The organism is Pseudooceanicola sp. LIPI14-2-Ac024, assembly GCF_042188925.1.
GTDB lineage: Bacteria > Pseudomonadota > Alphaproteobacteria > Rhodobacterales > Rhodobacteraceae > Pseudooceanicola.
The window spans coordinates 2,369,300-2,393,949 of record NZ_CP170102.1 but is presented as its reverse complement, the minus strand read 5'-3'; the positions used below and the strand labels follow the sequence as shown (position 1 = coordinate 2,393,949).

Below are 24,650 nucleotides of genomic sequence, written 5' to 3'. Positions count from 1 at the left end.
GCCTCAGGCGCGGCGGGCTATGCGCTGGATCAGACGGTCAAGCGCATAGCCGACCGCCGCGACCGCGACGATCCCGTAGTGGGCCCAGATCAGCACGAAGATCCACAGCAGGTTGACGAAGGCCATGCAGAGGAAGGCCGTCGTGTAGTTCGGGGCCGAGGGGCGTTTGTCGTCTCGCATCGCGGGCATCCGGAAATCGTGCTGGCTGCGATGATAGCACGAAACGCCCTGAGTTCAGCGCGGGACGCGCAATCGGTGGCGCGGCCGCTGTCGGGCGCCGCTCAGTTGCCCACGCGGGGGCGTCGCGACCTGCCGAGGCGCAGCAGGACCAGCGCGGCCGTCAGCGCCAGCAGTCCCGTCGCCGGGACCGGCGTCACCACGATCCGGCCGTCGCGCAGGATGATGCGGTCACCGATCAAACCACCGAACCCGCCGAAGGGCGGCGCGACGGGATCGAAATCGAGCCAGCCGGTCGGGTGCAGGCGCGGCGGGGCAAGTCCGGCGCCGTCCGGCCGGGCGGGATCGGGCATGTAGACCCCGATGTCGGGTTTCCAAAGGCCGCCCCAGGCGCCGACAGCGGGCAAGCTCGTGAAGATGCCATCGCTCAGCCGTAACGGGTACCGGGTGTCGACCAACGTCGCGCCGGGCGCGAGGGCACCGAACACCGGGCCTTCGCGCGGGCCGTCGAAGTAGTCGGTCATCGGTCCGGTGCCGTAGTTGGTGATCCGCCAGCGGTACGCCCAGTGATTGTCCTCGACCCGGACCGCTTCGGAAACCATCAGGACCTCGGTCGTCAGGAGGCTGCCGTCATCGGCGATGTAGACGCCGCCGGTGATGGCCGAGGCGAGGCCGACATAGTCGAATGTCCCGACCACGGCGAGGTCCGCGCCTCCGGGCTGCGGCGGCCAGCTCGCACATTGCGGTTCGCTCAGAACCTTGCCGACGAGGTCGTCCTTTACCGGATCGGTGCATCCGAGACCTGAGGTCGGATCGCCGAAGGCAAGGGACGTGAAGCTAGGAAACGTGATCCAGTCCGGCGAGAGGGGCGTGGCCTCGGCGCGGGAGAGGATCATCATGACTGCGAATGCGGAAACAAGATGCAGTGTTCTAAGCATGACAGACCTCCATATGAAGTGAAGTCTACCCGGAACCCTGCACTCAGGAGGCGACAGGAGAGGTGAGTCTGTCAAGCTTGCAGCGCAGCCGATGCTGCGCATCGGTCGTCCCACGGCCCCGCGCGTCCGGACCGGGCGGGCCTGCAGGGCGGGGCCCTTACGAGGGCGGGACCGGTGGCGAAAGCGGCCGCTCAGGCGGCGGCCGACACCTCGGCCAGGGCCGCGGGCAGGGCGGCGGCCAGGGCGGCAAGATCGGCTTCGTTGCCACAGGAAATGCGGATGCAACGGTCCTGCGGTGCGACGAAGGGCATGCGGATGAAGACCCCGCGCGCGCCGAGCGCCGCGACCAGCGCACGGGCAAAATCGCCGTCGCGGCCGCAGTCGATGGTCACGAAGTTGGTCGCCGACGGCAGCGGGTCGAGGCCGTTGTCGCGGGCGATCGCGGCGATGCCGTCACGGGCGGCGGCGACCTTCGCGCGGGTCTCGGCCAGCCAGGCGTCGTCCTGCAGTGCCGCCAGCGCGCCGATCTGCGCGGCGCGGTTCATGCCGAAGTGGTTGCGGATACGTTCGAAGCCCGCGATCAGGTCCGGCGCACCGACGGCGTAGCCGACCCGGGCCCCCGCCATTCCGTAGGCCTTTGAAAACGTGCGCATCCGGATGATGCGGGGATCGTCGTAGGGCAGCGGCACGGCGCAGTCGTCGGGCGCGAATTCGGCATAGGCCTCGTCCAGGACCAGGAGCGTGTCGCCCGGTAGCGCAGGGATGGCCTCGGCCACCCGGGTGCCGGGCAGGTAGCTGCCCATCGGGTTGTCGGGATTGGCGAAGTAGACCATCTTGGCCCCGGTCTCGCCCGCCCGCGCGATCAGGGCCGGCAGATCCTCGGCATCGTCGCGGTAGGGCACCATCTCGAGCCGCCCGCCGAAGCCGGTCACGTGGTAGTTGAAGGTCGGATAGGCCCCGGCCGAGGTCACCACCACGTCGCCCGGTGCGACCAGCATCCGGGCGAGGTAGCCGAGCAGCCCGTCGATGCCTTCGCCGACCACGATGTGGTCCATGGTCACGCCCAGCCGGTCGGCCAGCGCGGCGCGCAGGTCGTGGCTGGCCGGATCGCCGTATTGCCAGATCGCACCCGCGGCTTCCTGCATCGCGACCACCGCCCTGGGCGAGGGGCCAAAGACATTCTCGTTCGCGCCGAGCCGCGCGTCGAAGGCGGCGCCGCGGCGGCGTTCCAGTTCCTCGGGCCCGACAAAGGGCACGGTGGCGGGTAGTCCGGCGACAAGGTCGGTGAAGCGTGCATTCGTCATGGCGCGCGGGATACGGCGGCGCAGGGCCACTCGGCAAGTGAAATCCGCAGCGTCGCTCTGGACGCGGGCGGGCGGATCGGGTGCAGTCCGCGCAACATGGACCGAGGAGAACTGGAATGGCACGCGTATCTGTCGAGATCGAGGATCACATCGCGCGGGTGACGCTCACCCGGGGCGACAAGATGAACGCCGTGGACCCCGAGATGAAGGAGGCCATCGTCGCCGCCGGCGAAAGCCTGATCGGGCGGGACGACATCCGCGTCGTGGTGCTGTCGGGCGAAGGCCGCGCGTTCTGTGCCGGGCTCGACATGGCCAGCTTCGGCACGATGGCGAAAGAAGACCCGATGCGCCGCATGATGCTGCGAACGCATGGGCTGGCGAACATCTCGCAGCGCGTGTCGACCGTCTGGCGCGACGTGCCGGTGCCGGTGATCGCGGCGGTGCACGGCGTGGCCTATGGCGCCGGGATGCAGCTGGCGATCGGCGCCGACATCCGGATCGCCGCGCCCGATGCCAAGCTGTCGATCATGGAAATGAAGTGGGGTCTTGTCCCGGACATGGGCGGGATGCCGGTGTTCAAGAACAACGTGCGCTCGGACGTGCTGCGCCTGCTGACCTACACCGCAGAGCCGGTGACGGCGGAACAGGGTCTGACCTGGGGGCTGGTGACGGAACTGGCGAATGATCCGCTGGCCCGCGCGATGGAGATCGCCCAGGTCATCGCGGGCAAGTCGCCCTCGGCCATCCGGGCGGCGAAGCGGCTGATCGACTTTGCCGAAAGCGGTGCGGACGAAAAGGCCGTGCTGCTCGAGGAAAGCCGCGAACAGGCGAACCTGATCGGCGGGGACCACCAGAAAGAGGTGATCGCGGCCAACATGCAGAAGCGCGCAGCGAACTTCGACTGAGGCGCCGCGCGACGCGTCGGACTAGGAAAAAGGCCCGGGCGTCGCAGCCCGGGCCTTCGTGTTTGATCGGGACCGTGTTCCGTCAGCCGACGGCGCGCTGGTCCGGGCGGAACCCGATGCGGTCGCTGGCGCTGAACCGGCCGCCCTTCACCTTGCGGATCTTGCCTTCGCGCAGGAGGGTGCCGAAGGCGCGCAGCGCGTCCTCGCGGCTGTAGGCCTCAGGGTCGATCTCGCGCACGCGGCTCATCAATTGCGGGCGGGAGAATTGTTCGCGTCCCTCGACAAAGGCGAGGTAGGAGGCCGCGGCCTCGAGCACCTCGGCCAGTTCCTCGGCGCCGGTTTCCTCGAGGAAGGCCGGGAAGCCTTCGCCCTTGGCGGCGGCCGGGACGTCGCCGTCCATCGCCTCTTCCGCCTCGCTTTCCTGGCGGATCAGGTCGGCGACCGAGACACGGCGTGGGCGCACCGGCTCGCGGTGTTCGGCGGCGATGTCAACGCGCTGTTCGGCAACCAGGCGCAGCGGGGCCGGCTTGTCCTCGGACCGGCGCTGCTGGGCTTCGCCGGAGGCCTGCGGACGGCGCGGACGCACCACCTGGGCGAGGTCCTCGCGGTAGGGGTTGATGCTGTCCTCGTGCGAGATCGCGCCAAGGTCGGACCCGGCGGCCTTTTCGGCCTTGGTCGCGGCGACGGCGGCACGCAGGTGCTGGATCGCGCTGCGGCGGCGGGTGCCCTCGGTCTCGTCCAGCTGGCTGTTGGTTTCCGCAAGGATGCGGTCCATGTCGCCGGTGGAGTTCGTGGCGTCGAGCTTGGCGCGGCCGGCGTGGATCGCGGCGACACCGGCAACGGCGGCCGCAGGGGCGACGGCGGGCGCGTCGTCGTCCTCGGCATCGTCATAGGCCTCGTCCGGGGTGTCGCCCTCGTCGAAGAAGCTGTCGTCTTCGTCGGCCTCGGCCAGTTCGGCCGCGTCCTCGTCCTGGGAAAGCGCCTCTTCCCACTCGTCCTCGTCGTCGTAGACGGCGGTCTCGTCCTCTTCGGCCGCGACCTCGGCCGTTTCCATGGTCTCCTCGGCCTCGATCTCGGCCAGTTCGGATTCCAGGTCGGCCTCGTCCTCGGCTGAGAGCGTGGAGGCTTCTTCCGCGGCAGGCTCTTCGGCCTGGGCCCCGATCGCGGCCTCGTAGTCGCGGCGCTTGACCTTCACGACGCGGGCCCAGCCGGTCGAAACGGCGGCAGCGGCTGCAGCGGTGGCGACGGGAGAGGGGGTGTCGTCCTCGTCCTCGATGTCTTCCGCGGCTTCGGCTGCGACATCGTCGGAGTCGTCCTCGGCAAAGGTGTTGTCATCCTCGGCGTCGAACGCGGCGACGTCGTCGTCCTTGGTTTCGAAGGGTTCGTCTTCGTCGTCGAACGCGGCTGTCTCGGCGTCGTCTTCGAAGGCCTCTTCGGCCTCTTCTTCCATCTCGAAGGCGTCCGCCTCGTCCACCTCGTCCGCGTCGTAGGACGCGTCTTCGGCCACGGATGCGTCGTCCTCGTCCATGGTCTCGGCGACCATGTCCTCGGCAAAGCTGTCGTAGAGGGTGTCATCCTCGGCGTCGGCCAGGGCGTCCTCGTCCTCGGCGACCTCTTCGACGGAGCCCTCCATGGCCTCGACGTCGGCTGCGGCCTCCATCTCGGCAAAGGCGCCTTCCTCCGGCTCGCCCTCGGTCGGGGTCACGGTGGCGTCGAACAGGCTGTCGTCGGCGGCGTCCTCGTCCTCGAGGTCCTCGGCAAAGTCGCTGACCGCGGCGGCCGCGGCGGTGCGCGAGACGACCGAACGGATGCGGCTGAGCTTGGATGCGATGTTGTCGTCGGCCACCGGCGCGGCGGGGACCGGGGTCACGTCGTCCCAGCTGTCGGCGGCGGGCTCTTCGACCGTCTCAACCGGCGCTTCGGCCACCGGGGCCGGCTGCGGCGCGGGGGCGGGTTGCGGTGCGGCGGCGGCGGCGGGCAGCGGCGCGGGGGCCGGCTGCGCCTGCGCCTCGTTCCCGGAGCGGAGCACGATGCCCTCGTCGGACGCGCGCGCCTCGACCCGGCGGGTCGTGCTGCGTTCGGCGATCCGGGCCAGCATCTCGGCATCGGGGGTCGGCGGTTCGGCGCCGAAGAAGCGATCGTCGGCGGCCAGGTCGCGGAAGTATTCGGCGATGGCCTTCATCGTCTCGAATGCGTCGTCAAAGCCTTCGAGCGTGCAGGAGAACGTCCCATACGAGACGGTCAGAATCTTGTTCGAATCTACCACGGTGATGCTCGCTTTTTCTTTCTAACCTTATGTGGGCCCGGCACTGCTCTGGAGCCTCGACAGGATAAACGATGCGACACAACCTGCCCGAATCTATGGTGCATTGAGTGTCATTTTGTGACGATTGTATGGTTCCTGTCCACGCAACACCGGGGAGTCTTAACAAGTGATATCGGTAAAAAGCCGCGAAAATGTGGCGCTTCTCGGCGGGGCGGCTGTTTCCGATGCGTTAACAGACGAGGTTCTCGGGCTCTGCGGCCCGGTGGTGGCGGCCGACGGCGGCGCGACCCATGCCCTGGCCCGCGGGATCGTGCCCGACGCGGTCATCGGCGACATGGATTCGTTGGCTCCCGGGGACATGGCCCGCCTGCCCGCGGCGCGGGTGCACCGGATTGCAGAACAGGACACCACCGACTTTGACAAAGCCCTGCGCCACATCACGGCGCCGCTGGTCATAGGCGCGGGGTTCAGCGGCACGCGGGCGGATCACGCGCTGGCGGCCTACACGGTGCTGCTGCGCCGGGCCGGCCGGCGCTGCCTGCTGGCGGGCGAGGACGAGGTCGTGTTCCTCTGCCCGCCCGAGGTGGCGCTGACCCCGGCTGAGGGCAGCTGGTTCTCGCTCTACCCGCTGGGTCCGGTGACCGGGCGCTCCGAGGGGCTGGAATGGCCGATCGAGGGGATCGCCTTTGCGCCCGAAAGCCGGGTCGGAACCTCGAACCGCGTGACCGGACCGGTGCGGCTGGAGGTGTCGGCGCCGCGGATGCTGGTGATCATGCCTCGGGCGGAATTGGCGGCAACGGCTCGATCTCTGTCGGACGCGCCCGCGCGATGGCCCGTTCCCGCAGAACGATGAACAGCCCGGCGGCGACGGTGATCAGGATGCCCACCAGGGCGAGCCCGTCCGGCCAGTCGCCAAAGACCAGCAGGCCGATGATCGCGGCCACCGGGATCTCGAGGTACTGGATCGGGGCCAGCGTGGCCGAGGGCGCATAGCGCAGCGACCAGGTCATTAAGAGGTGCCCCAGCGTGCCGAGCGCGCCGATGGCAAAGAGCAGGAAGGCATCCCGTCCGTCGATCTCGCCGAAGGCGGCCATCGGGACGTCGCCCATCTGCAGCAGCAGGACCAGCGGGATCAGCGCGCCCGTCGCCATGGCGCCCGACACCATCTGCAGCCCGATCGGATCGGTGTGCGGTGCCAGTTGCCGCGTGACGAGGATGAAGAACGAGAAGTTCACCGCCACGCCAAGCGGCAGGAGGGCTGGCCAACCCACTTCGGCAAAGCTGGGCTGGATGACGAAGAGCGTGCCGATAAAGCCGACGACGCAGGCGCCCAGGCGGCGATAGCCGACCTCTTCACCCAGGAAGAACCGGCCGAGGATCAGCAGGATGAACGGCATGACGAAGGCGATGGCGACCGCATCGGCCAGCGGCAGGTAGCGCAGGGCGGTGAACATCATCCCGATCCCGAGGATGTGCAGCCCCGTCCGCAGGATGGCGAGCCAGAGCAGACGGCCGCCAAGGCGCCATTCCCGGCCGGTCAGGACGACCAGCGGCAGCAGGAGGATGAACTGGATCGCGAAACGGATGGTCAGCAACTGGCCGAGCGGCTGGCTTTCCCCCAGGAGCTTGGCCACCGCGTCGCCCATCGGGGCCACGACGCAGAATCCGATCATCAGGAGGATGCCGAGGAGGGGATTGTCCTTAGTCATGACGTGACGCTATTTGGCGTCAGGACTATTGTCCAATCAAACATGTGTTTCAGTACGGCTCCGGCGGGTGAACGTGGGCGCGCGGCCACAGCGCCTGCCTTCGGCTCAGGGCAGGGGGGCAAGTCCGGCGTCCTGCATCAGCCGCTCGGTCTCTTCCGCGACCAGCCGTTCCTGCCCGGCGCCCTGGATCGGGACGCGGCCCTGTTCCAGGAACAGCGGCGCCGACAGCGGCGTGATGCGTCCGGGCGTGACGTGATCGATGCGGCCACGGGTGCGGGCCAGCATCTCTTCCACCCGGCCGAAATCGACAAGGCCCCGCATCGCCTCGGTCCGGGTGATCTGCAGGAGGAGGTGGTCGGGATCGTACTTTTGCAGGGTGTCATAGAGGATGTCCGACGAGAACGCGGCCTGCCGCCCCGACGATTTTCCGCCGCGCGGCTGGTTGCGCATGATCAGCCCGGCGATCTGGGCCGAGGCGCGAAAGGTCCGCTTCATCAGCGCGTTGTCGGTCAGCCACCGGTCCAGCCCGTCGCGGATCGCCGCCGCATCGAACAGCGGCACGGGATCGCTGAGATGCTCAAGCCCCCAGATCAGCGTGGCGTAGTCGGTCGCGACGAAACCCAGCGGGTCGAGGCCCAGTTCCTCCATCCGCTTGGAGAGGATCAGGCCCAATGTCTGCTGCGCATTGCGGCCCGCCAGGCCATAGATCACCAGGTTCTGGCGGCCGTCGTGCGGAAAGCTCTCCAACAGCAGACGCCCGGGCTCCGGCAGGCGCGAGACTTCGCGCTGGAGGTGCAGCCATTCGGCGGTGTGGCGCGGCAGGTTGGGCCAGGTCTCTTGCTGGAAGAGCCGCAGGATGCGGTGGCTCAGCTGGGTCGAGGTGGCGAACTTCGACCCGGCAAAGACCGCGATCTTGGGTTTGCGGGCGGCGTTGCGGGTGACCTCGACCGTCAGTTCGTTCAGCCCTTCGTAGCGCACGATTCGCCCGCCGATCAGGAAGGTGTCGCCGGGGGTGAGCGAGGCGGCAAAGCCCTCTTCGATCTCGCCCAGGGGGCGTCCGCCGCCGTGCTTCATCCGCACCTTCAGCTTGTCGTAGTCGAAGATCGTGCCGAGGTTCATCCGGATCAGCGTCGTCGCGCGCGGATCGCGCAGGTGCCAGAGCCCGTCGGCCCCCTGCTGCAGCCGTTTCCAGCGATCATAGGCCCGCAGTGCGTAGCCGCCGGTCGCGGTGAAGTCGAGGCAGGCGTCGAATTCCGCGCGGCCGAGGTCGGCATAGGCACCGGTGGTGATCACCTCGGCATAGAGCGCGTCAGCGTCGAAGGGGCCGGCGCAGGCGGTGATCAGGATGTGCTGGCAGAGAACGTCGCGCGGCCCGGGACCGCGCGGGTCTCCGTCAAGGTCGTGTTCCTTCACCGCCTCGAGCGCCGCGACGCATTCGACCACCTCGAACCGGTTGGCCGGCACCAGCAGGGCCTTGGACGGCGCGTTGTAGCGGTGGTTGGCGCGGCCGATGCGCTGCACCAGCCGCTTGACGTTCTTCGGCGCGCCGACCTGGATCACCAGGTCCACGTCACCCCAGTCGATCCCGAGGTCGAGCGAGCCGGTGCAGACCACCGCCCTGAGGCGCCCCTGCGCCATGGCCTTTTCCACCCGCCCGCGCTGCGTCCGGTCGAGTGAGCCGTGGTGGATGCCGATCGGCAGCCCCTCGGCATTGGCCATCCAGAGGTTGTGAAAGAAGATCTCGGCCTGGGCGCGGGTGTTGTGGAAGACGAGCGTCGTCTTGTGCTGGCGGATCTGCTCGAGCACCGCCGGGATCGCGTAGCTGCCACCGCCGCCTGACCATGGTGGGCGCTCTTCCGTCTCGAGCATGGCGATGTCGGGATCGGGGCCGGGATCGGCAGTCAGGATCTCGCAGGGGTCGGGGTGGCGGGCCAGCAGGCGCGCGATGGCCTGCGGATCCTCGACCGTGGCCGAAAGACCGACCCGCCGCAGGCCGGGGCAGAGCGTCTGGAGCCGCGACAGGGCAAGGAACAGCTGATCGCCGCGCTTGGAGTCCGCCAGCGCGTGGATCTCGTCGACCACGATGCGTTGCAGACCGGCGAAGATGCGCGGTGCGTCGGGGTAGGAGATCAGAAGGGCGAGGCTTTCGGGCGTCGTCAGCAGGATATGCGGCGGGTCGGCACGCTGCCTGCGCTTCTGGGTGTAGGAGGTGTCGCCGGTTCGGTCCTCGATCCGGATCGGCAGGCCCATCTCTTCGACCGGGGCGGTCAGGTTGCGGCGGATATCGGCGGCCAGCGCCTTGAGCGGCGAAACATAAAGCGTGTGCAGGCCCTTGTGCTGCCCGTCGGCCAGTTCGACCAGCGTCGGCAGGAACCCGGCCAGGGTCTTGCCGCCCCCCGTGGGCGCGATCAGCAGCAGCGCCGGATCCGCCGCGCGGTCCAGCATCGCCTGCTGGTGCGGGTGGATATGCCAGCCGCGCGAGGCGAACCAGCCGGGGAAAGGCGCCGGAAGCGTGTTCATCCTTCGTTCTTAGGGCATTCCGGGATTCGGGCAAGGGGCGGGCGGGACCGAGCTTTGCACAGCCCCTTCGGTCCGAGGCGCAGATGGGCCCGCTGCGTCCTGTGCTTGCGGCCCCCTGGCGCATGGCGCGCCGGTGCCGCCGTCGGGGAGCAGGACGGCCGGCCTTAACCCAGCAGCGTCTTCAGCTTGGCGGCCAGCTTCTCGATCTCGGGCTGGACCCGGCCGGCATTCATCGTCTCGGCCTGGTCGGCCCAGTGCGAATAGCGCTCCAGCAGCGGGAAGAAGGTGTCAATCTCCTCCATCGTCCAGCCCGAGAGGTATTCGCCCAGGATCAGGAACTTGATGGTGCGGATCGCATCGACGATGGCCTGGCCTTCCTCGGTCAGCTCGACCACCGTGCGGCGGGCGTCCTCCTGCGAGACGGCGCGCTTGACGAAGCCCTGGTTGATCAGGTCCGACACCAGCCGCGAGGCGCGCGAGGGGTCGATCCCGAGCCGGGTCGAGATGGTCGACACCATGGTTTCCGTGTCGTCGCGCCCGAATTCGTTCGAGGGCGCCCAGATCGCGATCAGGACGTCCAGCTTGGGCAGGTCGAGCGGCAGGTCGAGCTCGCGCAGGGCCATGCGCCCGATCTCGCGCTTCTGCACGCGGCGGCGCCAGATCTGCACGATCGCGTCGAGCTGCAGCGCACGGTCGGTCACCTCGGGCGCGATCCCGGCCTTGGCCAGGTTCGCCTTCATCACGTCGTCGCGGGAGCCTATGTCTTTCCCTCCGTTGCCGGGCCGGTGGGGCCCGCGGTCACTCTTTACCCGAATATACGTGCTGTTGACATGCAATTGCCAGTGGCACATGATGGATCGAGCAGAGATTACCACTGGCCGCGCGATTTCCAAGCCGCGCGGGGCCGGTGCCTTCAAGGTGTTCCCGCATGGCCGCAGACGGCGCCCAACAGATCCAGCCCCCGATCGAATCCGGGCGGCTGCGCGTGATCCTCGTCGCGGTGGCGTCGACGCTGTTCCTGGCCTCGCTCGGGAACACCGTCGTGGCCGCCGCGCTGCCGCGCATCGTCAGCGAACTGGGCGGGCTGGAATACATCACCTGGGTCGTCACGGCGTTCCTGCTGGCCTCGACCATCGGGGCGCCGATCTCGGGCCGGCTGGGCGACATGTACGGCCGCAAGATCGTGCTGCAATGCGCGATCGGGGTGTTCCTGGTCGGGTCGGTGATCTGCGGGCTGGCCCAGAACATGGGCACGCTGGTCGCCGGACGGCTGGTGCAGGGCTATGGCGGCGGGTCGCTGATCGTGGTCTCTATGGCCTCGGTGGCCGACGTCCTGCCGCCGCGCCAGCGGGGCCGGGCGCAGGGCGCCCTGTCATCGGTCTTTGGCCTGTCGACGATCATCGGGCCCCTGGTCGGTGGCTACATCGTCTCGACGATGAACTGGCACTGGATCTTCTGGCTGAACCTGCCGATCGGGCTGGTGGCCTTTGTCGTGATCACGCTGGTGATGGACAAGGCGCCGCCCACGGGCAAGCACAAGATCGACTTTGTCGGGGCCTTCCTGCTGGCCACGCTGCTGAGCTGCGCGGTGCTGGTCGCCAACATCGGCGGGGCGGTGATGCCCTGGACGAGCCTGCCGGTCCTCAGCCTGATCGCGCTGGCGCCCGCCGTGCTGATCGCGTTTGTCTTTGTCGAACGTGTCGCGGCCGAGCCGATCATGCCGCCGAGCCTCTTCGCGATCCGGAACTTCCAGGTGGCGAACTCGATGAACTTCCTCGTCGGAATGACCATGTTCGGCACCATCGCCTTTGTCCCCACCTTCCTGCAGGTGGTGAAGGGGCTGGAGCCCGCGACCTCGGGCCTCTACCTCGTCGCGATGATGACCGGGCTGATCGGCACCTCGATCCTCGCCGGGCGGTTCATGTCGAAGACCGGGCGCTACAAGTGGATGCCGACCGCCTCGACCGCGTTCCTGACGCTGGCGATGCTCGCGCTCTACACCATCGGGCCGGACACGCCGCATTGGCGGCTGCTGCTGAGCCTCTTCATGGTCGGGGTCGGCATCGGGCCGACGATGAGCGTCTCGATCGCCGCGATCCAGTCGGCCATCCCGGTCGAGAACATCGGCATCGGCACCGCCAGCGTGAACATGTTCCGCCTGACCGGGGGCGCCATCGGCACCTCGTTCTTTGGCGGCATCTTCGCCATGGGGCTGTCCCGGCACGTGCGCCCGCTCCTGCCGGGGGCGGGCGACGGGCCGGTGACCTATGAGCGCGTCATGACGCTCGACCCGGACCTGCGCGCGCAGGTGGTCCAGGCCTTTGCCGATGCGATCACGCCGATCTACCTGGTGGCGGCGGCGCTCGCGTTCATCGCCTGCCTGATCTCGATCCGGCTCGAGGAACTGCCGCTGGGGGATTCCATCCCGGTGCGGCGCGGCGCCCCGACGCCGGCGGAGTGATCCGGGCTTTCGTCGATTAGTTGCGCCGCCCGGCGGGCGTCGCGCGGGCGATGCCCGCCCCGGCCATCGAGGCCGGGCCGGGCATGGTGCCTCCGGCGGGGATACGGAACCAGGGGAAGACTGGGCGCGCGTTACTTCACGATGTGTTCGTCGCGGACGAACATGTTCGCCCAGGCGCGATCGATCAGCTCGGGCGTCATCTGGTTCGGGATGCCTTCGAACTGGCAGATCGAGATCATCTGGTCGATCAGGAACACCGGCTGGTAGTTCGCGAAGTTGTTGTTGATCGTCGGGTATTTCTTTTTCAGCAGGTGAACCAGCGCCGGCTCGGACAGCGGCATGTCCTTCTTGCGGGCGACGAGGGCGAAGATCTTGAGGAAGTTCTCCTGGCTCGGCCCGTCGACCTTGATCTTGTAGAAGATCCGGCGCAGCGCGGCCTGGTCGAAGATTTCGTTCGGGTGGAAGTTGGTCGAGAAGATCACCAGCGTGTCGAAGGGGACCTCGAACTTCTCGCCCGACTGCAGGGCGAGGATGTCCTTGTTCTCTTCCAGCGGGACGATCCAGCGATTGACCAGCTTCTGCGGCGGTTCGACCTGGCGGCCAAGGTCGTCGACGATGAAGACGCCGCCGGTGGCCTTGAACTGCAGCGGCGCCTGGTAGGTGCGCGCGACGGGATTGTAGACGAGGTCGAGCATGTCGAGCGTCAGCTCGCCGCCGGTGATGACGGTCGGCCGGTCGCAGAGAACATAGCGGTTGTCGAACCGGTTGCCGGCGCGGCGGAGCGCACTGGGGTCGTCGACCTGTTCCTCGGCCGCGGAATGCACGATCGGGTCGTAGACGGTGATCACCTGGCCGGCGTATTCGACGGCCTTCGGAACGTAGATCCGGTCACCGAGCGCGTCGCGGATGCCGTTCGAGATCGAGGATTTCCCGTTGCCCGGCGGGCCGTACATCAGGATCGACCGGCCCGAGGAGACGGCGGGCCCGAGGGTCGAGATCAGGTTTTCCGGCAGGACGAGATGGCCCATGGCCGCGGTCAGGTTGTCGCGGGTGATCTGGATGTTTCGGATCGACTGACGCTCGATCTGCTCGTGGTAGACCTCGAGCGGGACGGGCATGGCGCCGTAGTATTCGGACTGCTTCAGGGCGTCGTTGGCGCGGGACTTGCCGGCGTCGGTCAGCTGGTAGCCCATCTCGTTCGAGGCGGTGGCCTTCAGCGTGCCGGTCGCCTCGAGCAGGGTCTGCTCGCGCGCGATGTCGATGAGTTCCTGGGTGACGGGCGCCGGCAGCGACACGGCCTGCGCGATGGCGCTGACCGTCTCGACGTGCTTGCGGAAGATGGTTTTCAGCAGGATGTCCCGCATCATGACAAGCGGCAGCTGCATCTCTTCCAGAGAGCGCGGCAGTGGCGGGGGCGTCACGCCCGTTTGGACCTGCATGTTCATCGTGGCATCAGCCCCTTGGCGATTCCGTTACGTTTCCGATTCGGCACGGCGTCCGGCCCCAGCTTTCTGCCGCCCGATTATGTCTTTCCAAAGCCTTGAGCGGCTTCGTAATGTGTCAGAAAACACATGAGGGCAGGATGAGCGCGGCGCAGGTACGGCTTTTTTGTGGAATTCTGGCTGGTTACCTCGCGTTACAGCTGGGGCTGGTCTGGCTGGCCGATGGCTTCCGTTTTGCCCGCCACGAAGGCGACATGCTGCACCTCGCGGAGCTGGTGCTGCGGATGGCCTCGGGCGAGGTGCCGCACCGCGATTTCGTCACCCCGATCGGGGACCTCGCGATCCGCCCGATGGCCTGGATGATGGCCCTTGGCACGGGGCTGGGGGCCGCGATGCTCTGGGGGCAGATCCTGGTGGCGCTGGCGCTGATTCCGATGGTCGTCTGGACCGGCGTGTCACGCTTAAGATTCTGGCTTGCAACGGTTTTCGGGCTGGTCGTCCTGGGGCTGGCCACGGCGCAGGTCTTTGGCGGCTGGGACGTGCAGCTGTCGCTTTCGATGCATTACAACCGCTGGGCCTGGGCGCTGAGCTTTGTCCTCGTCGTGCTGGTGGTGGTGCCGCCGCGCGGGCCGTCGCGACCGGCGCTGGACGGCGCGGTCATCGGCCTTTGCCTTGCCGCCGTGGCGCTGATCAAGGCGAGCTTTGCGGTGGCACTGGTGCTGCCGGTGCTGCTGGGGCTGATGCTGCAATGGCGGCGGGTCGACATCCTCGCGGGGCTCGCTGCCGGGCTGGCGGTCTGCGCGCTCTACGCGCTGGCCCTCGGCCCGTCGTTCTGGATCGGCTACGCCCGCGACCTGCTGCAGGTGCTGGGCTCGGACATTCGGGCCTATCCCTCCCATGCGCTGGACGAGGTGGTGCTGTCGCCGCTCTTCCTGCCGGCGACGGCGGTCGGGCTGGCGGCGGGGCTGCTGGTGCGGGCCGTGGACCGGGCGGCGGGGCTGACACTGCTGATGCTGCTGCCGGCCTTCGCCTACATCTGCTACCAGAATTTCGGCAACGATCCCCTGTGGCTGGTTCCGGTCGCCACCTGCCTTGTCGCCATGCTGCCCGCCGCTGAAACCGGGCCGCGCCGGGCGATGGAGGCAGCGGCGCTGGCCGGGGTCGTCGTAGTGGCGCCCGCCCTGATCAACACGCTGTGGAGCCCGCTGCGGTTCCTCAGCCACCCCCGTGCGATGTTCGAGCCGCTGGTTGCCGAACCCTCGGGCGCCGACCTGCTGACGCTGTCGAGCCGGATCGGCCCCAGCATCGCCTTCACCCCGATCCACCCGGTGCCGGACGAGCACAAGATCTTCTTTCGCGGACGCGAGCTGCCGGAATGCAAGCAGGACGGCGGGCTGGTGGGAGAGTTGCGGGCCCAGGTCGCGGCGCTGGCGGCGCAGGGCATCGTCACCGGGCCGCAGCCCTACGTGGCGGATTTCCAGGCGCCGCACTGGATGCTGTCGGACCTAAGCCGCCTGCCGGGCGCGGCGCCGTGGTATTACGACGGGTTGCCGGGATTCGGCGCGGCGACGCACCTGCTGGTGCCCGACTGCCCGTCGAAGCCCGCGGTTCGGGCGCGGATTCTCGGCCTGATCGACGCGGCCGAGGTGCCTCTGACAGAGGTTCATCACGGCGCGGGCGTCACGCTCTACGCGATCGGCTCAGCGGCCGAGGAAGATGCCCAGTAGCAGGTAGATCGACAGGGTCGCACCAAGCGCGAGGCCCATCGGGAAATCCCGTTCGCGCGTCCAGCTTTCCCAGTCGGGCGCCAGCCGCCTGAGCGGGCTGTGCTTGATCATCCGGTGGGTGACGAAGGCGGCCAGCACGTTCGCGGTGAAGAGCGCCAGCAGGAAGCGCAGGTCGCCAAGCGCGATGTAGGGCGCGGCGGCGGCCATGAACTTGGCATCGCCTGCGCCAAGCAGCCCGCCGGCGTTCGCCAGGATGCCGAAGAGCAGCATCACTACCAGTTGCAGCAACCGCCAGAGGTAGGTGTCAAAGGGCAGCACGAAGGGGCCGAGCACCATGAAGGCCCCCGCTAGCATGAGCACGGTGCCGTTCGGGATCCGCATCCCGCGCATGTCGCTCCAGCAGGTGTAGAGCGACAGCGGGATGGCCGGGATCGCGAGGACCAGCGCGGATTGGCTGCTGATGTCCATCGGGCGGTGGCGGGCCTCAGGCCTCGAGCGCGCGCAGCGCCCGAACCGCTTCCTCGAAATGCTGCGGATGGGTGGCGATCGCGTCGCGCAGCAGGGACTTGCCGGTTTCGACATCGCCCTGTTTCACCGCCGTCAGGCCCATGGTCTGCAGCAGTTGCGCGCGTTCGGTCTGGCTCATCTGGATGACGGGCAGGGTGTACTTGCGCTGTGCGCCGCGGGCCAGGATGAGGTTGTTCTTGGCCGTGAACATCGTCGGTTCCTGCTTGAGCGCGTCCCCGAAGAGCCGTTCGGCCCCGGCGAAATCTCCGCGCGTCAGCTTGGAGTAGCCCCAGTTGTTCAGCACGCCGGCGGGTTTCGTGGTCAGGCCGGCCGCGATCTCGTAGAAGCTGTCCGACTTGGACCATTCCTTGTTGCTGTCGGCGACCATCGCCTCGAGCCGGTAGCGCTTGTAGGTCTCGAAGGTCGGCGGGATCTGGTCGAGAACCTCGTTGGCCTTGTTCCAGTCGCCGGCCCGGATCAGCGCGTCGGCGTAATCCACGCGGTCGTCGTTGGTGGCGTCCTTGTTGGCCACGACCTTGGCCCAGACCGGCACCGCTTCGGTCGCGCGCTGCGCACGGATCATGCTCTGTGCGAGACCGCGCTGGATGTCGATCCGGTCGGGATTGTCGACCGAGGTGCGCTGGAAGTACTTCACCGCCTCGTTGGGGTCGGCGACGGTCAGCATGATGTCGTTCATGTCGGACTCGTCGACCACGTTCACGTCCCGGAAGGCGCGGTTGACTTCGGAAGGGTCAGACTTGTTGCAGGCCGACAGGGTCACGGTGCCCGCGAGGCACATGGTCACGATAAGGGAACGGCGCATTGCCTGCGTCCTTCTGCTGCTCTGCCTCAATGCTCATGGTATCTGACGGATGAGGTATTCGCTGCTGCCCCGCCGTACCAATTTATAGTCTTGGTCTTCGTTATCCTCAGAATAGCTCGATTTTTCAAGTTTTTCGAGCGCGAGCCTCAGATTGTCCCGGATTGCGTCACTTTCGCCATTGTCGAGCGCGTAGGCCCGTTTGAACATCTGCACCGCTTCCGAGGTCTCGCCCTTCTCCAGCAGAACGATGCCGAGGTTGTTCCAGGTCTCGGGCACGGCGTCGTCGCTTTCGACCGCCTCGCGCAACTGGCGTTCCGCCTGGTTGAGCCGCCCGAGCCCCAGGTTCGCGGTGCCGAGTGCCGACAGAACGTCGACGGTCAGGCCCTGTTCGGCCGCCGCGCGGGTGAAGGCGTCGAGGGCGAGCTCGTATTCGCCGGCGTCCATCAGGCGGTGCCCGACGACAAGCCCGTCGACGGCCTTGGCCCCGGGCTTGATCCCGGGGGCAAAGACCTGGTCCTCTGAGGGGGAAAAGCCGCCCGGGGTACAGGCGGCCAGTCCGATCGTGGATGTGATGATGATGGCGAGTAAGGATTTCGCCATGAATGCCCTGCCTCTTGTCAGGGGCCGAGAGACCCCATTTGCGTGATGCCGTGCACCGAGGGGCCGACCAGGATGATCAGCAGCGGCGGCACGGTCAGCATCATTGTGGCAAGGGTCATCTTGGTCGGCAACTTGTTTGCCTTCTCCTCGGCACGCATCACGCGCTTGTCCCGCATCTCGGACGCGTAGACCCTGAGGGCATCGGCGATCGAGGTGCCGAAGGTGGCCGACTGCACCAGCACGGTGACAAAGGACGAGATGTCCATCACGCCGCAGCGTTCGGCCATGTCGTTCAGCACGGTGGCCTTGTCCTTGCCGGCCTTGGTCTCGTTCGCGACCATCTCGAATTCATCCGCCAGCGAGGGGTAGGAGGTGCGGATTTCCTTGGCTACCCGCAGAATTGCCTGGTCCATCGACTGGCCGGCCTCGACGCAGACCAGGAGCATGTCGAGCGTGTCGGGGAAGCCGTCCTGGATTTCCTCCTGCCGGGTCTGCTGGCGCTTGGTCACCCAGTACTTCGGGAACATGTAGCCGATGCCGCCAGGACCGAGGATCCACATCAGGGTCTGCTGCGTGGTCGGATCGCCGCCGGCCTTGAACAGCATGAAGTAGATCACGCCGAGGATGATCCCGAGGATGCCGAGCGCGAACTGGGCGAAGTGGTAGAACCGGACCGCGTCCCGCGACTTGTAGCCGGCCTGCAGAAGCTTGAGGCGGACGGCCGAGTATTCCTCTTCGTTCTGCGGTTCGAGGAAGTTCGAGTACTTCTCGAGCTTGTCGATCTTGCCGCCGCTCAGGCGCAGGCGGTCCTTCTTCTCGGAGCCGGCGGTGTTCTGCGCGTTCGCCTTGAGCTTGTCGATCGGGTCGACCTCGCGCCGCAGGAAGAAGGGCAGCGTGACGACGATGAGCAGCAGGCCTAGGCCGCCGACGAGGTAGAGCGCACCGAAGGGGCCCAGAAGGTCGACGAGGAACTGATTGATGGCGTCCATGGGGGCCTCCTCAGACCTTGATGTTGGTGAGCATGCGCATCACGTAGAGGTTCGCCGCAAGGAAGAGCACGACGATGATGCAGGCCGGGACGAAGTAGGGGTGATCCATGACCTCGTCGTAGTAATGCGGGTCGAGGATGTTGATGACGATCAGCGCGGCGATCGGGAAGCCGGACAGGAACTTGCCGGACCACTGGGCCTCGGCGGTGATCGCCTTCACCCGGCGGAACAGCCGGAAGCGCGACCGGATCACCCGGGCCAGGCCGGCCAGCACCTCGGCCAGGTTACCACCCGACTGCTGCTGGATGGTCACGGCGACGGCAAGGAAGCGCATGTCCTGCATGTCGAGCCGTTCGGCCATTTCCTTGAGCGCCTCGCCCATGTCACGGCCATAGGCGGCTTCGTCCGCGATGATGCCGAACTCGCTGGCCAGCGGGTCCGAGACCTCTTTCGCGACGATGTTGATTGCTGAGGAGAACGGGTGCCCGACCTTGAGCGAGCGGACCATGAGCTCGACCGCGTCGGGGAGCTGTTCCTCGATCATGTTGGAGCGCTTCTTGGCCTTGTGGTTGACCCAGGTGTAGACCGATCCGATGCCCATCATGACCGACACCGCGCCGCGGACGGCCAGGCTGGTATCGGTGCCCAGCGTCAGGCCGAGGAAAGCCACCACGCTCAGCAGGCCCATCAGCATCATCAGCTGCTGCGGCGTGAAGGCGATGGCCGCCTTCTGCGCCTTGTTGGCCAGGATCGCGTAGAGCGGGATCTGGCGCGAGGACATGTGCTGCTGCATTTCCTTGCGCAGCTTTTCCAGCACCTCTTCCCGCCCGGCGCCCTTTTCCAGCATCTCCAGCCGGCGGTTGACCCGGCTGTTCAGGCTGATCGATTTGCCGAAGATGGTGAGGTAGAGGCCCTCGACGAGGATCAGGACCCCGACAAAGATCAGGCCGTAGATCAGGGGGGCAGCAGAAATTGCCATGACGGTTACTCCGCAGCTACGGGATCGAAGATCGATGTCGGCAGGTCATAGCCCCATTGCTTGAACCGCTCCGAGAAGTTGGAGCGCACGCCGGTGGCGGTGAAATGGCCGATGATCTTGCCGTCGCCGGCAAGACCGACACGCTGGAAGCGGAACACTTCCTGCATCGAGATGACTTCGCCTTCCATGCCGGTGATCTCGGTGATCGAGACCATGCGGCGGGAGCCGTCCTGGAGGCGCGAGGCCTGCACGATGAGATGCACGGCCGAGGCGATCTGGGAGCGCACGGCCTTGAGCGGCATCTCGATCCCGGCCATGGCGACCATGTTCTCAAGACGGCTGATGCCGTCGCGGGCCGAGTTGGCGTGGATCGTGGTCATCGACCCGTCGTGGCCGGTGTTCATGGCCTGCAGCATGTCGATGACCTCCTCGCCGCGGGTCTCACCCACGATGATGCGGTCGGGACGCATCCGCAGCGCGTTGCGCAGACAGTCCCTCTGGGTCACGGCGCCCTTGCCCTCGACGTTGGCGGGGCGGCTTTCCATCCGGCCCACGTGCGTCTGCTGGAGCTGGAGTTCCGCCGTATCCTCGATCGTCAGGATACGTTCGCTGTCGTCGATGAACGACGAAAGCGCGTTGAGCGTGGTCGTCTTACCCGAACCGGTACCGCCCGAGACGATGATGTTCAGCCGGCAGGCCACGGCGGCCTGCAGGTAAGCGGCCATCTCTTCCGAGAAGGCGCCGAACTTCACCAGCTCGTCGATGCCAAGCTTGTCCTTCTTGAACTTACAAATCGACACCAGCGAGCCGTCGACCGCGATCGGCGGGACCATGGCGTTGAAACGCGACCCGTCGGCGAGACGGGCGTCGACGTAGGGGTTCGATTCGTCGACGCGGCGGCCGACGGCGGACACGATCTTGTCGATGATCCGCAGGAGGTGCTTTTCGTCCTTGAAGGTGACGTCGCTGAGTTCCAGCTTGCCGAACCGTTCGACAAAGATCTGCTGCGGGCCGTTGACCAGGATGTCGGCGATGCTGTCGTCCTTGAGCAGGCTCTCGAGCGGGCCGAGGCCCTTCACCTCGTCATAGAGTTCCTGGTTGAGGACGCTGCGCTCCTCGCGGTTCAGCACGATGCCCTTTTCCTGCAGCGTCTCGGTCGCGATGGAGTTGATCTCCATCTTCAGGTCCTGTTCGGACGCGGTGTCGAGCGCGGCGAGGTTGAGGTTATCGAGCAGGGCGCGGTGCAGTTCCAGCTTGATCTCGGCCAGGCGTTCCTTGCGCTTGCGGTTCTTGTCGGCGGCACCGGGCACGGCTTCGGCCTTCTGCGCCGGCATCGGCTTGCGCATCGCCTTGACCTTGGCCTGTTCCTCCGGAGAGACGGCGGCGCGGGGCTGCGTGTCGCGGCCGGCACCGGCGGCGGGGGCAAGCTTGGGCTTGTCCTGCTTCGGGGCCTGGGGCGGCTGCTGCTCCGGTTTCTTGTACTTCGAGAACATCTGGGTCTACCCTGTGGCGCGTGGTGTCAGCCCACGGCTTCCTGATCCGCCTCGACGCCGAGCTCATAGATCGACCGGGCGAGTTTCGCGATTTCCTTGCGCAGGGCGTTCTTGCCCGCGGTCTTGGCCAGAGGCACGCCGTGGTCACCGGCCTGCGAGATCTGCTTGCCGCCGTCCGGAAGCTGCAGCTCAATCGAGATCCCGAGGCTTTCGCCCAGGCGCTTGACCCGCTGCTTGCCGTTCAGGTCAAAGCCGGTCGGCGCGCGGTTCAGCGCGTAGCGCAGTTTTTCGACCGGCAGCTCCTCGGCCTGCAGCGCGCGTTTCAGGCGCTGGCAGTTCTGGGCCGAGCGCATGTCGAGCTCCATCACCGCGAAGTAGACCTGCGCGGCGCTCAGCACCGTCTCGGTCCAGTTCACGAGCGTCTTGGGCATGTCGACGACGACAAAGTCGAAGTGCGACCGGGCCATGTCGATGATGCGGGTGATGTCCTCGGCGCTGACGAAGTCGAGCGGCAGCATCTCGCCCGGAGAGGTCAGGACGTGCATCTTGTCCTCGAAGGGCAGCAGCGCCTGCATGAAGGCGTCGTCGTCCATCACCTCGGTGTCGGAGAGCAGCTCGTAGACCGCTTCGCGGCGAGGCAGGTCGAGATAGGTCGCGACGGTGCCGAACTGCAGGTCGAAGTCGAGCACGCAGACCCGGGGCGGCGTTTCGCCCTTCTTGGTCACGTTCACGAGCTCCCACGCCAGGTTGACGGCCATGGTCGTCGCGCCGACGCCGCCGGCGAGGCCGTGGGTCACCAGCACCGCGCCGTGGCGGTCGCCCTTGGCGCGCTTCTTGACCGGGGTGTCGTCGTATTCGGGCTGGGGCTCGGGGGCCTGGATACGTTCGATCGCGGCCGCCAGCTCGCCCTCGGGGAGGGGGTAGGGCACGAATTCGTCCGCGCCCTGGCGCAGCAGCTGGTGCAGGGCCGAGGGGCTTACGTCCTCGGCGATCAGGATGACCTTGATCCCGTGGGTCCGCGCCTGGGCGATCACCTCGCCCAGCAGGGCCAGGTTCTTCTCGTCTTCGGCGTCGATGGCCATCGAGACGAATTCAAGCGTCTCTGCCTCGGGCTGATTGAAGAACATCAGGGCTTCGCTGAACCCCAGATCGCCCCATTGTTCGCCAAGGGCGTCTTCCATGTCCTCGATCAGAAGGTCGAACCCGTCCGGTTCGCGCCGGATGGTGCACGCGATGAGCGGGCTCGTTTCCGGCTGCATTTCTGCGTTCGATGTCATGCCTCAAGTACCTTCTCATGCACGCCGGTGGATCGGAGACCGCAACAGCCCACTGCTCAAGGGTGCAGCGGCCTCTGATCGATCCACATGCCCGGACGGCGGGCATGGCGTTTCTCATGGGAAGATGTCAGTCAAGTTAGGCGGAAATGGGGCCAAATTTCCGAATTTGTTGGGTTTTAAGCGACACTGACGGCCGTTTTCGCCCCGTTGTTTCCGCCTCGGAAGAGGCGTGATTCCGGGCCTCGATCGGCCCGGAATCGGTCCCTTGTCAGTCCGAGCCGCCGATGCCCGACGCGGTCGCGTTGACCCCGGTCAGGGTGCTCTGGGACTGGGCGCTGGCGACGTAGCCGCGGTAGATGATTTCGGCGTACTTGCCGTCCAGCAGCAGCGGATCGGTCTCGACGAAGCCCGAAACCTCGGTCACGGTCCGGCGGTTGCGCCGCTCGCGGCCCTGGGTCACGACGATGGGCTGCGTCTCGCCGAACGAGACGACGGCCTTGAGCCGGGCGCGGTTCACGCCGTTAGCGACCAGGTAGTTGACCACCGCGTTGGCGCGGCGCAGGCCAAGCTGCTTGTTGTACTCGGGCGAACCGACCAGGTCGGTGTGGCCGAAGACCTGGAAACGCACCTCGGGGAACTGCCGGATCCAGGCCGCCTGTTCGCGGACCTTGGCCTGGGCCGCGGGGCCCAGCACGGCCGAATCGAAGGCGAAGGTGACCGTGTCGGGCACCTCTTCCGAGAACCGGTTGTTCAGCCCGATCACGTAGGGATGGGTGCCGTTCTGGACCAGCGTGTTGTTCATGGTCGCGTTGCCGAAGCCGCCGCTTGTGGCCGCCTTGCCCGCTTCCTGGTGCCAGCTGTTATACTCTTCCGCGCAGGCCATGAGGGCCAGCAGGGATGTCGCGGAGATAAGCCCCTTGATGTGCCGCCGCATGGTCATCTGATCACTCCATCACGTAGCCGTAGGACCCGCTGAAATCTTGCCGCGCCACTTCGCCGGCCGCGCCCTTGAGCCGCTTGTTCCCGGCGTCGTTGGCGACGTTCCCGAAGAGGAAAAGATCACGCTCCGACGGGGGTTTGACCCGATCGGTCGGCAGGGCGAGCGCCTCGCCGCGGGTCGGTTGCACAAGATGCGCGGTGATGATGATCACCAGCTCGGACTGCGACCGCTGGTACTCGGCGCTGCGGAACAGCGCGCCTAGCACCGGGATGTCGCCAAGCCAGGGGATCTGGCCGTTGTTGCTGCGGAAGTCGTCCTGCAGCAGGCCCGCGATCGCGAAGCTCTGGCCATCGCGCAGCTCGACGGTGGTTTCCGTCATCCGCTTGGTGAAGGCGTCGATCTGGATCGCGTTCAGGCTGAAGCCGTTGTTCGGGTCGATCGAGGAGACCGCCGCCGACAGCTCGAGGTTGATGATGTTGTCGTCCACCACGCGCGGGATGAAGTTCATCTCGACGCCGAAGGGTTTGAATTCGACCGTCACCGTGCCGCCGTCCTGGGCGACCGGAACCGGGTATTCGCCACCGGCGAGGAACTTGGCCTCCTGCCCCGACAGGGCGGTGAGGTTCGGTTCGGCCAGCGTGCGGACAAGGCCCTTGGTCTCAAGCGCCTCGAGCATCATGCCGACCTCGACCGCGCCGACGTCAAAGCCGAACATGATCGCGCCGTTGTTCTCGTTGGTCGACGGCAGGACGCCGGTCAGGATATTGCCCTGGTCGCCCGAGTTCGAGCCGCGGCCGCTGCCGCCGTTGATCCCGAGGTCGCCGCCAAAGCCGCTGCCGCTGATCCCCAGCGAGGAGGAGAGCGACTTGGAGACGTTGCGCTCCATCTCGGCGAAGCGCACTTTGAGCATGACCTGCTGGACGCCGCCGACCGACATCAGGTTCGACACCCGTTCGGGCGCGTAACGTTCGGCAAGGTCGAGCGCGCGCTGCAATTTCTGCGAAGACGATGCGGTGCCCGACAGGACGATGCCGTCGTTGGCGGTGCGGACCTCGATCTTTTCGCCCGGCAGGATTTGCTCCAGCCGTTCCTTGAACTCGGCCACGTCCGCGGCGACGACCACGTCGACGTTGGTGATCAGTTGCCCATTCTGGTCGAGCAGGGTCAGCGTTGTAATCCCCGGCGACTTGCCCAGGACATAGATCGACCGGTCGCTGAGCGACGAGATGTCGGCAATCTGGGGGTTGGCAATCGAGAGCTCGGCAAAGGGCGTGTCGCTTTCGACGACGACAGCGCGGTTCATTGCCACGTTCACATTGGAGGAAGTCCCGCCGTCCACGACCCGCACCTGCTCGGCAAGTGCGGCGCAGGGCGCAACCGTCCCGACAGCCAGAGACAGCCCGATGAGGGCCGCCTTCACGAAGCTTTCGTTTTTCATGTGACCTGCCTTTCCGATCACGCCTCAACCGTGGGTCATTTTGCGCCCACCTTTGAAAGGCATCCTGCGGCAGGTCGACATTTTTTGCAATGAACAGAGGTTTATGCGGCTTTCCTTATGTGGATATGGCGCAACAGATACGGGAATCGCGCGGC

General features: G+C 66.8%; 21 protein-coding genes. 4 read left to right on the top strand and 17 right to left on the bottom strand.

The features are described from left to right. Positions 1–3: 3 nt before the first annotated feature. The 3 genes from ACE2AC_RS11620 to ACE2AC_RS11610 all read right to left on the bottom strand — a co-directional run bounded on the left by ACE2AC_RS11620 (position 4) and on the right by ACE2AC_RS11610 (position 2,419). Entirely contained in the window at positions 4–180 is a 177-nt protein-coding gene (locus ACE2AC_RS11620; RefSeq protein ID WP_375687238.1) for a hypothetical protein, read from the bottom strand. Positions 181–281: 101 nt separating this feature from the next. Beyond that, positions 282–1,076, bottom strand: coding sequence for a hypothetical protein (locus ACE2AC_RS11615; RefSeq protein WP_375687236.1), 795 nt, complete (start codon positions 1,074–1,076; stop codon positions 282–284). 230 nt (positions 1,077–1,306) lie between these two features. Continuing rightward, complete coding sequence (locus ACE2AC_RS11610) at positions 1,307–2,419, bottom strand: pyridoxal phosphate-dependent aminotransferase (protein WP_375687235.1); 1,113 nt, start codon at positions 2,417–2,419, stop codon at positions 1,307–1,309. A gap of 116 nt (positions 2,420–2,535) precedes the next feature. Between ACE2AC_RS11610 and ACE2AC_RS11605 the strand changes: the two genes are divergently transcribed. Continuing rightward, on the top strand, positions 2,536–3,324 hold the full coding sequence (locus ACE2AC_RS11605) for a crotonase/enoyl-CoA hydratase family protein (RefSeq protein WP_375687233.1): 789 nt from the start codon (positions 2,536–2,538) through the stop codon (positions 3,322–3,324). A gap of 82 nt (positions 3,325–3,406) precedes the next feature. On the opposite strand, the gene ACE2AC_RS11600 is transcribed toward ACE2AC_RS11605, so the two are convergent. Beyond that, positions 3,407–5,590 carry a hypothetical protein gene (locus ACE2AC_RS11600; RefSeq protein WP_375687231.1) on the bottom strand — a complete coding sequence of 728 codons (2,184 nt, stop codon included), beginning with the start codon at positions 5,588–5,590 and terminating at the stop codon, positions 3,407–3,409. Between the two features lie 193 nt (positions 5,591–5,783). Between ACE2AC_RS11600 and ACE2AC_RS11595 the strand changes: the two genes are divergently transcribed. Further along, positions 5,784–6,443: a thiamine diphosphokinase gene (locus ACE2AC_RS11595; protein WP_375687229.1), complete on the top strand. Its 660-nt coding sequence runs from the start codon at positions 5,784–5,786 to the stop codon at positions 6,441–6,443. On the opposite strand, the gene ACE2AC_RS11590 is transcribed toward ACE2AC_RS11595, so the two are convergent. From ACE2AC_RS11590 to ACE2AC_RS11580, 3 genes are all read right to left on the bottom strand, one after another. Then, positions 6,361–7,299 carry a DMT family transporter gene (locus ACE2AC_RS11590; protein WP_375687227.1) on the bottom strand — a complete coding sequence of 313 codons (939 nt, stop codon included), beginning with the start codon at positions 7,297–7,299 and terminating at the stop codon, positions 6,361–6,363. The two genes, ACE2AC_RS11595 and ACE2AC_RS11590, sit on opposite strands and share 83 nt — an antisense overlap. A 105-nt stretch (positions 7,300–7,404) precedes the next feature. After that, positions 7,405–9,819, bottom strand: coding sequence for a ligase-associated DNA damage response DEXH box helicase (locus tag ACE2AC_RS11585; RefSeq protein ID WP_375687225.1), 2,415 nt, complete (start codon positions 9,817–9,819; stop codon positions 7,405–7,407). Positions 9,820–9,983: 164 nt separating this feature from the next. Beyond that, positions 9,984–10,559, bottom strand: a complete 576-nt coding sequence (locus ACE2AC_RS11580) for a MarR family winged helix-turn-helix transcriptional regulator (RefSeq protein ID WP_375687224.1) — start codon at positions 10,557–10,559, stop codon at positions 9,984–9,986. A 188-nt stretch (positions 10,560–10,747) separates the two neighbouring features. Here ACE2AC_RS11580 and ACE2AC_RS11575 point away from each other — a divergent pair, with 188 nt between their 5' ends. After that, entirely contained in the window at positions 10,748–12,280 is a 1,533-nt protein-coding gene (locus tag ACE2AC_RS11575) for an MDR family MFS transporter (RefSeq protein ID WP_375687223.1), read from the top strand. A 131-nt stretch (positions 12,281–12,411) separates the two neighbouring features. Here ACE2AC_RS11575 and ACE2AC_RS11570 read toward each other — a convergent pair whose 3' ends face one another. Further along, on the bottom strand, positions 12,412–13,725 hold the full coding sequence (locus tag ACE2AC_RS11570) for an ATPase (RefSeq protein ID WP_375687221.1): 1,314 nt from the start codon (positions 13,723–13,725) through the stop codon (positions 12,412–12,414). Between the two features lie 137 nt (positions 13,726–13,862). Here ACE2AC_RS11570 and ACE2AC_RS11565 point away from each other — a divergent pair, with 137 nt between their 5' ends. Further along, positions 13,863–15,449 (top strand): hypothetical protein, encoded by a 1,587-nt coding sequence (locus tag ACE2AC_RS11565; protein ID WP_375687220.1) that lies wholly within the window; start codon positions 13,863–13,865, stop codon positions 15,447–15,449. Here the strand turns inward: ACE2AC_RS11565 and ACE2AC_RS11560 are convergent. From ACE2AC_RS11560 to ACE2AC_RS11520, 9 genes are all read right to left on the bottom strand, one after another. Next, positions 15,423–15,917 carry a prepilin peptidase gene (locus tag ACE2AC_RS11560; protein WP_375687218.1) on the bottom strand — a complete coding sequence of 165 codons (495 nt, stop codon included), beginning with the start codon at positions 15,915–15,917 and terminating at the stop codon, positions 15,423–15,425. The genes ACE2AC_RS11565 and ACE2AC_RS11560 overlap by 27 nt on opposite strands. A gap of 16 nt (positions 15,918–15,933) precedes the next feature. After that, the gene (locus ACE2AC_RS11555) at positions 15,934–16,779 is read right to left on the bottom strand and encodes a tetratricopeptide repeat protein (protein ID WP_375687216.1); all 846 of its coding nucleotides are present in this window, start codon (positions 16,777–16,779) and stop codon (positions 15,934–15,936) included. Positions 16,780–16,812: 33 nt separating this feature from the next. Beyond that, the gene (locus tag ACE2AC_RS11550; RefSeq protein WP_375687214.1) at positions 16,813–17,379 is read right to left on the bottom strand and encodes a tetratricopeptide repeat protein; all 567 of its coding nucleotides are present in this window, start codon (positions 17,377–17,379) and stop codon (positions 16,813–16,815) included. Positions 17,380–17,396: 17 nt separating this feature from the next. Beyond that, positions 17,397–18,368, bottom strand: a complete 972-nt coding sequence (locus tag ACE2AC_RS11545) for a type II secretion system F family protein (protein WP_375687213.1) — start codon at positions 18,366–18,368, stop codon at positions 17,397–17,399. 10 nt (positions 18,369–18,378) lie between these two features. Beyond that, complete coding sequence (locus ACE2AC_RS11540; RefSeq protein ID WP_375687211.1) at positions 18,379–19,347, bottom strand: type II secretion system F family protein; 969 nt, start codon at positions 19,345–19,347, stop codon at positions 18,379–18,381. A 5-nt stretch (positions 19,348–19,352) separates the two neighbouring features. Continuing rightward, positions 19,353–20,840, bottom strand: coding sequence for a CpaF family protein (locus ACE2AC_RS11535; protein WP_375687209.1), 1,488 nt, complete (start codon positions 20,838–20,840; stop codon positions 19,353–19,355). Positions 20,841–20,866: 26 nt separating this feature from the next. Continuing rightward, positions 20,867–22,117, bottom strand: coding sequence for a CpaE family protein (locus ACE2AC_RS11530; RefSeq protein ID WP_375687207.1), 1,251 nt, complete (start codon positions 22,115–22,117; stop codon positions 20,867–20,869). 268 nt (positions 22,118–22,385) lie between these two features. Beyond that, positions 22,386–23,051 (bottom strand): OmpA family protein, encoded by a 666-nt coding sequence (locus ACE2AC_RS11525; protein WP_375692098.1) that lies wholly within the window; start codon positions 23,049–23,051, stop codon positions 22,386–22,388. 10 nt (positions 23,052–23,061) lie between these two features. Beyond that, positions 23,062–24,495: a type II and III secretion system protein family protein gene (locus ACE2AC_RS11520; RefSeq protein WP_375687205.1), complete on the bottom strand. Its 1,434-nt coding sequence runs from the start codon at positions 24,493–24,495 to the stop codon at positions 23,062–23,064. Positions 24,496–24,650 lie beyond the last annotated feature (155 nt).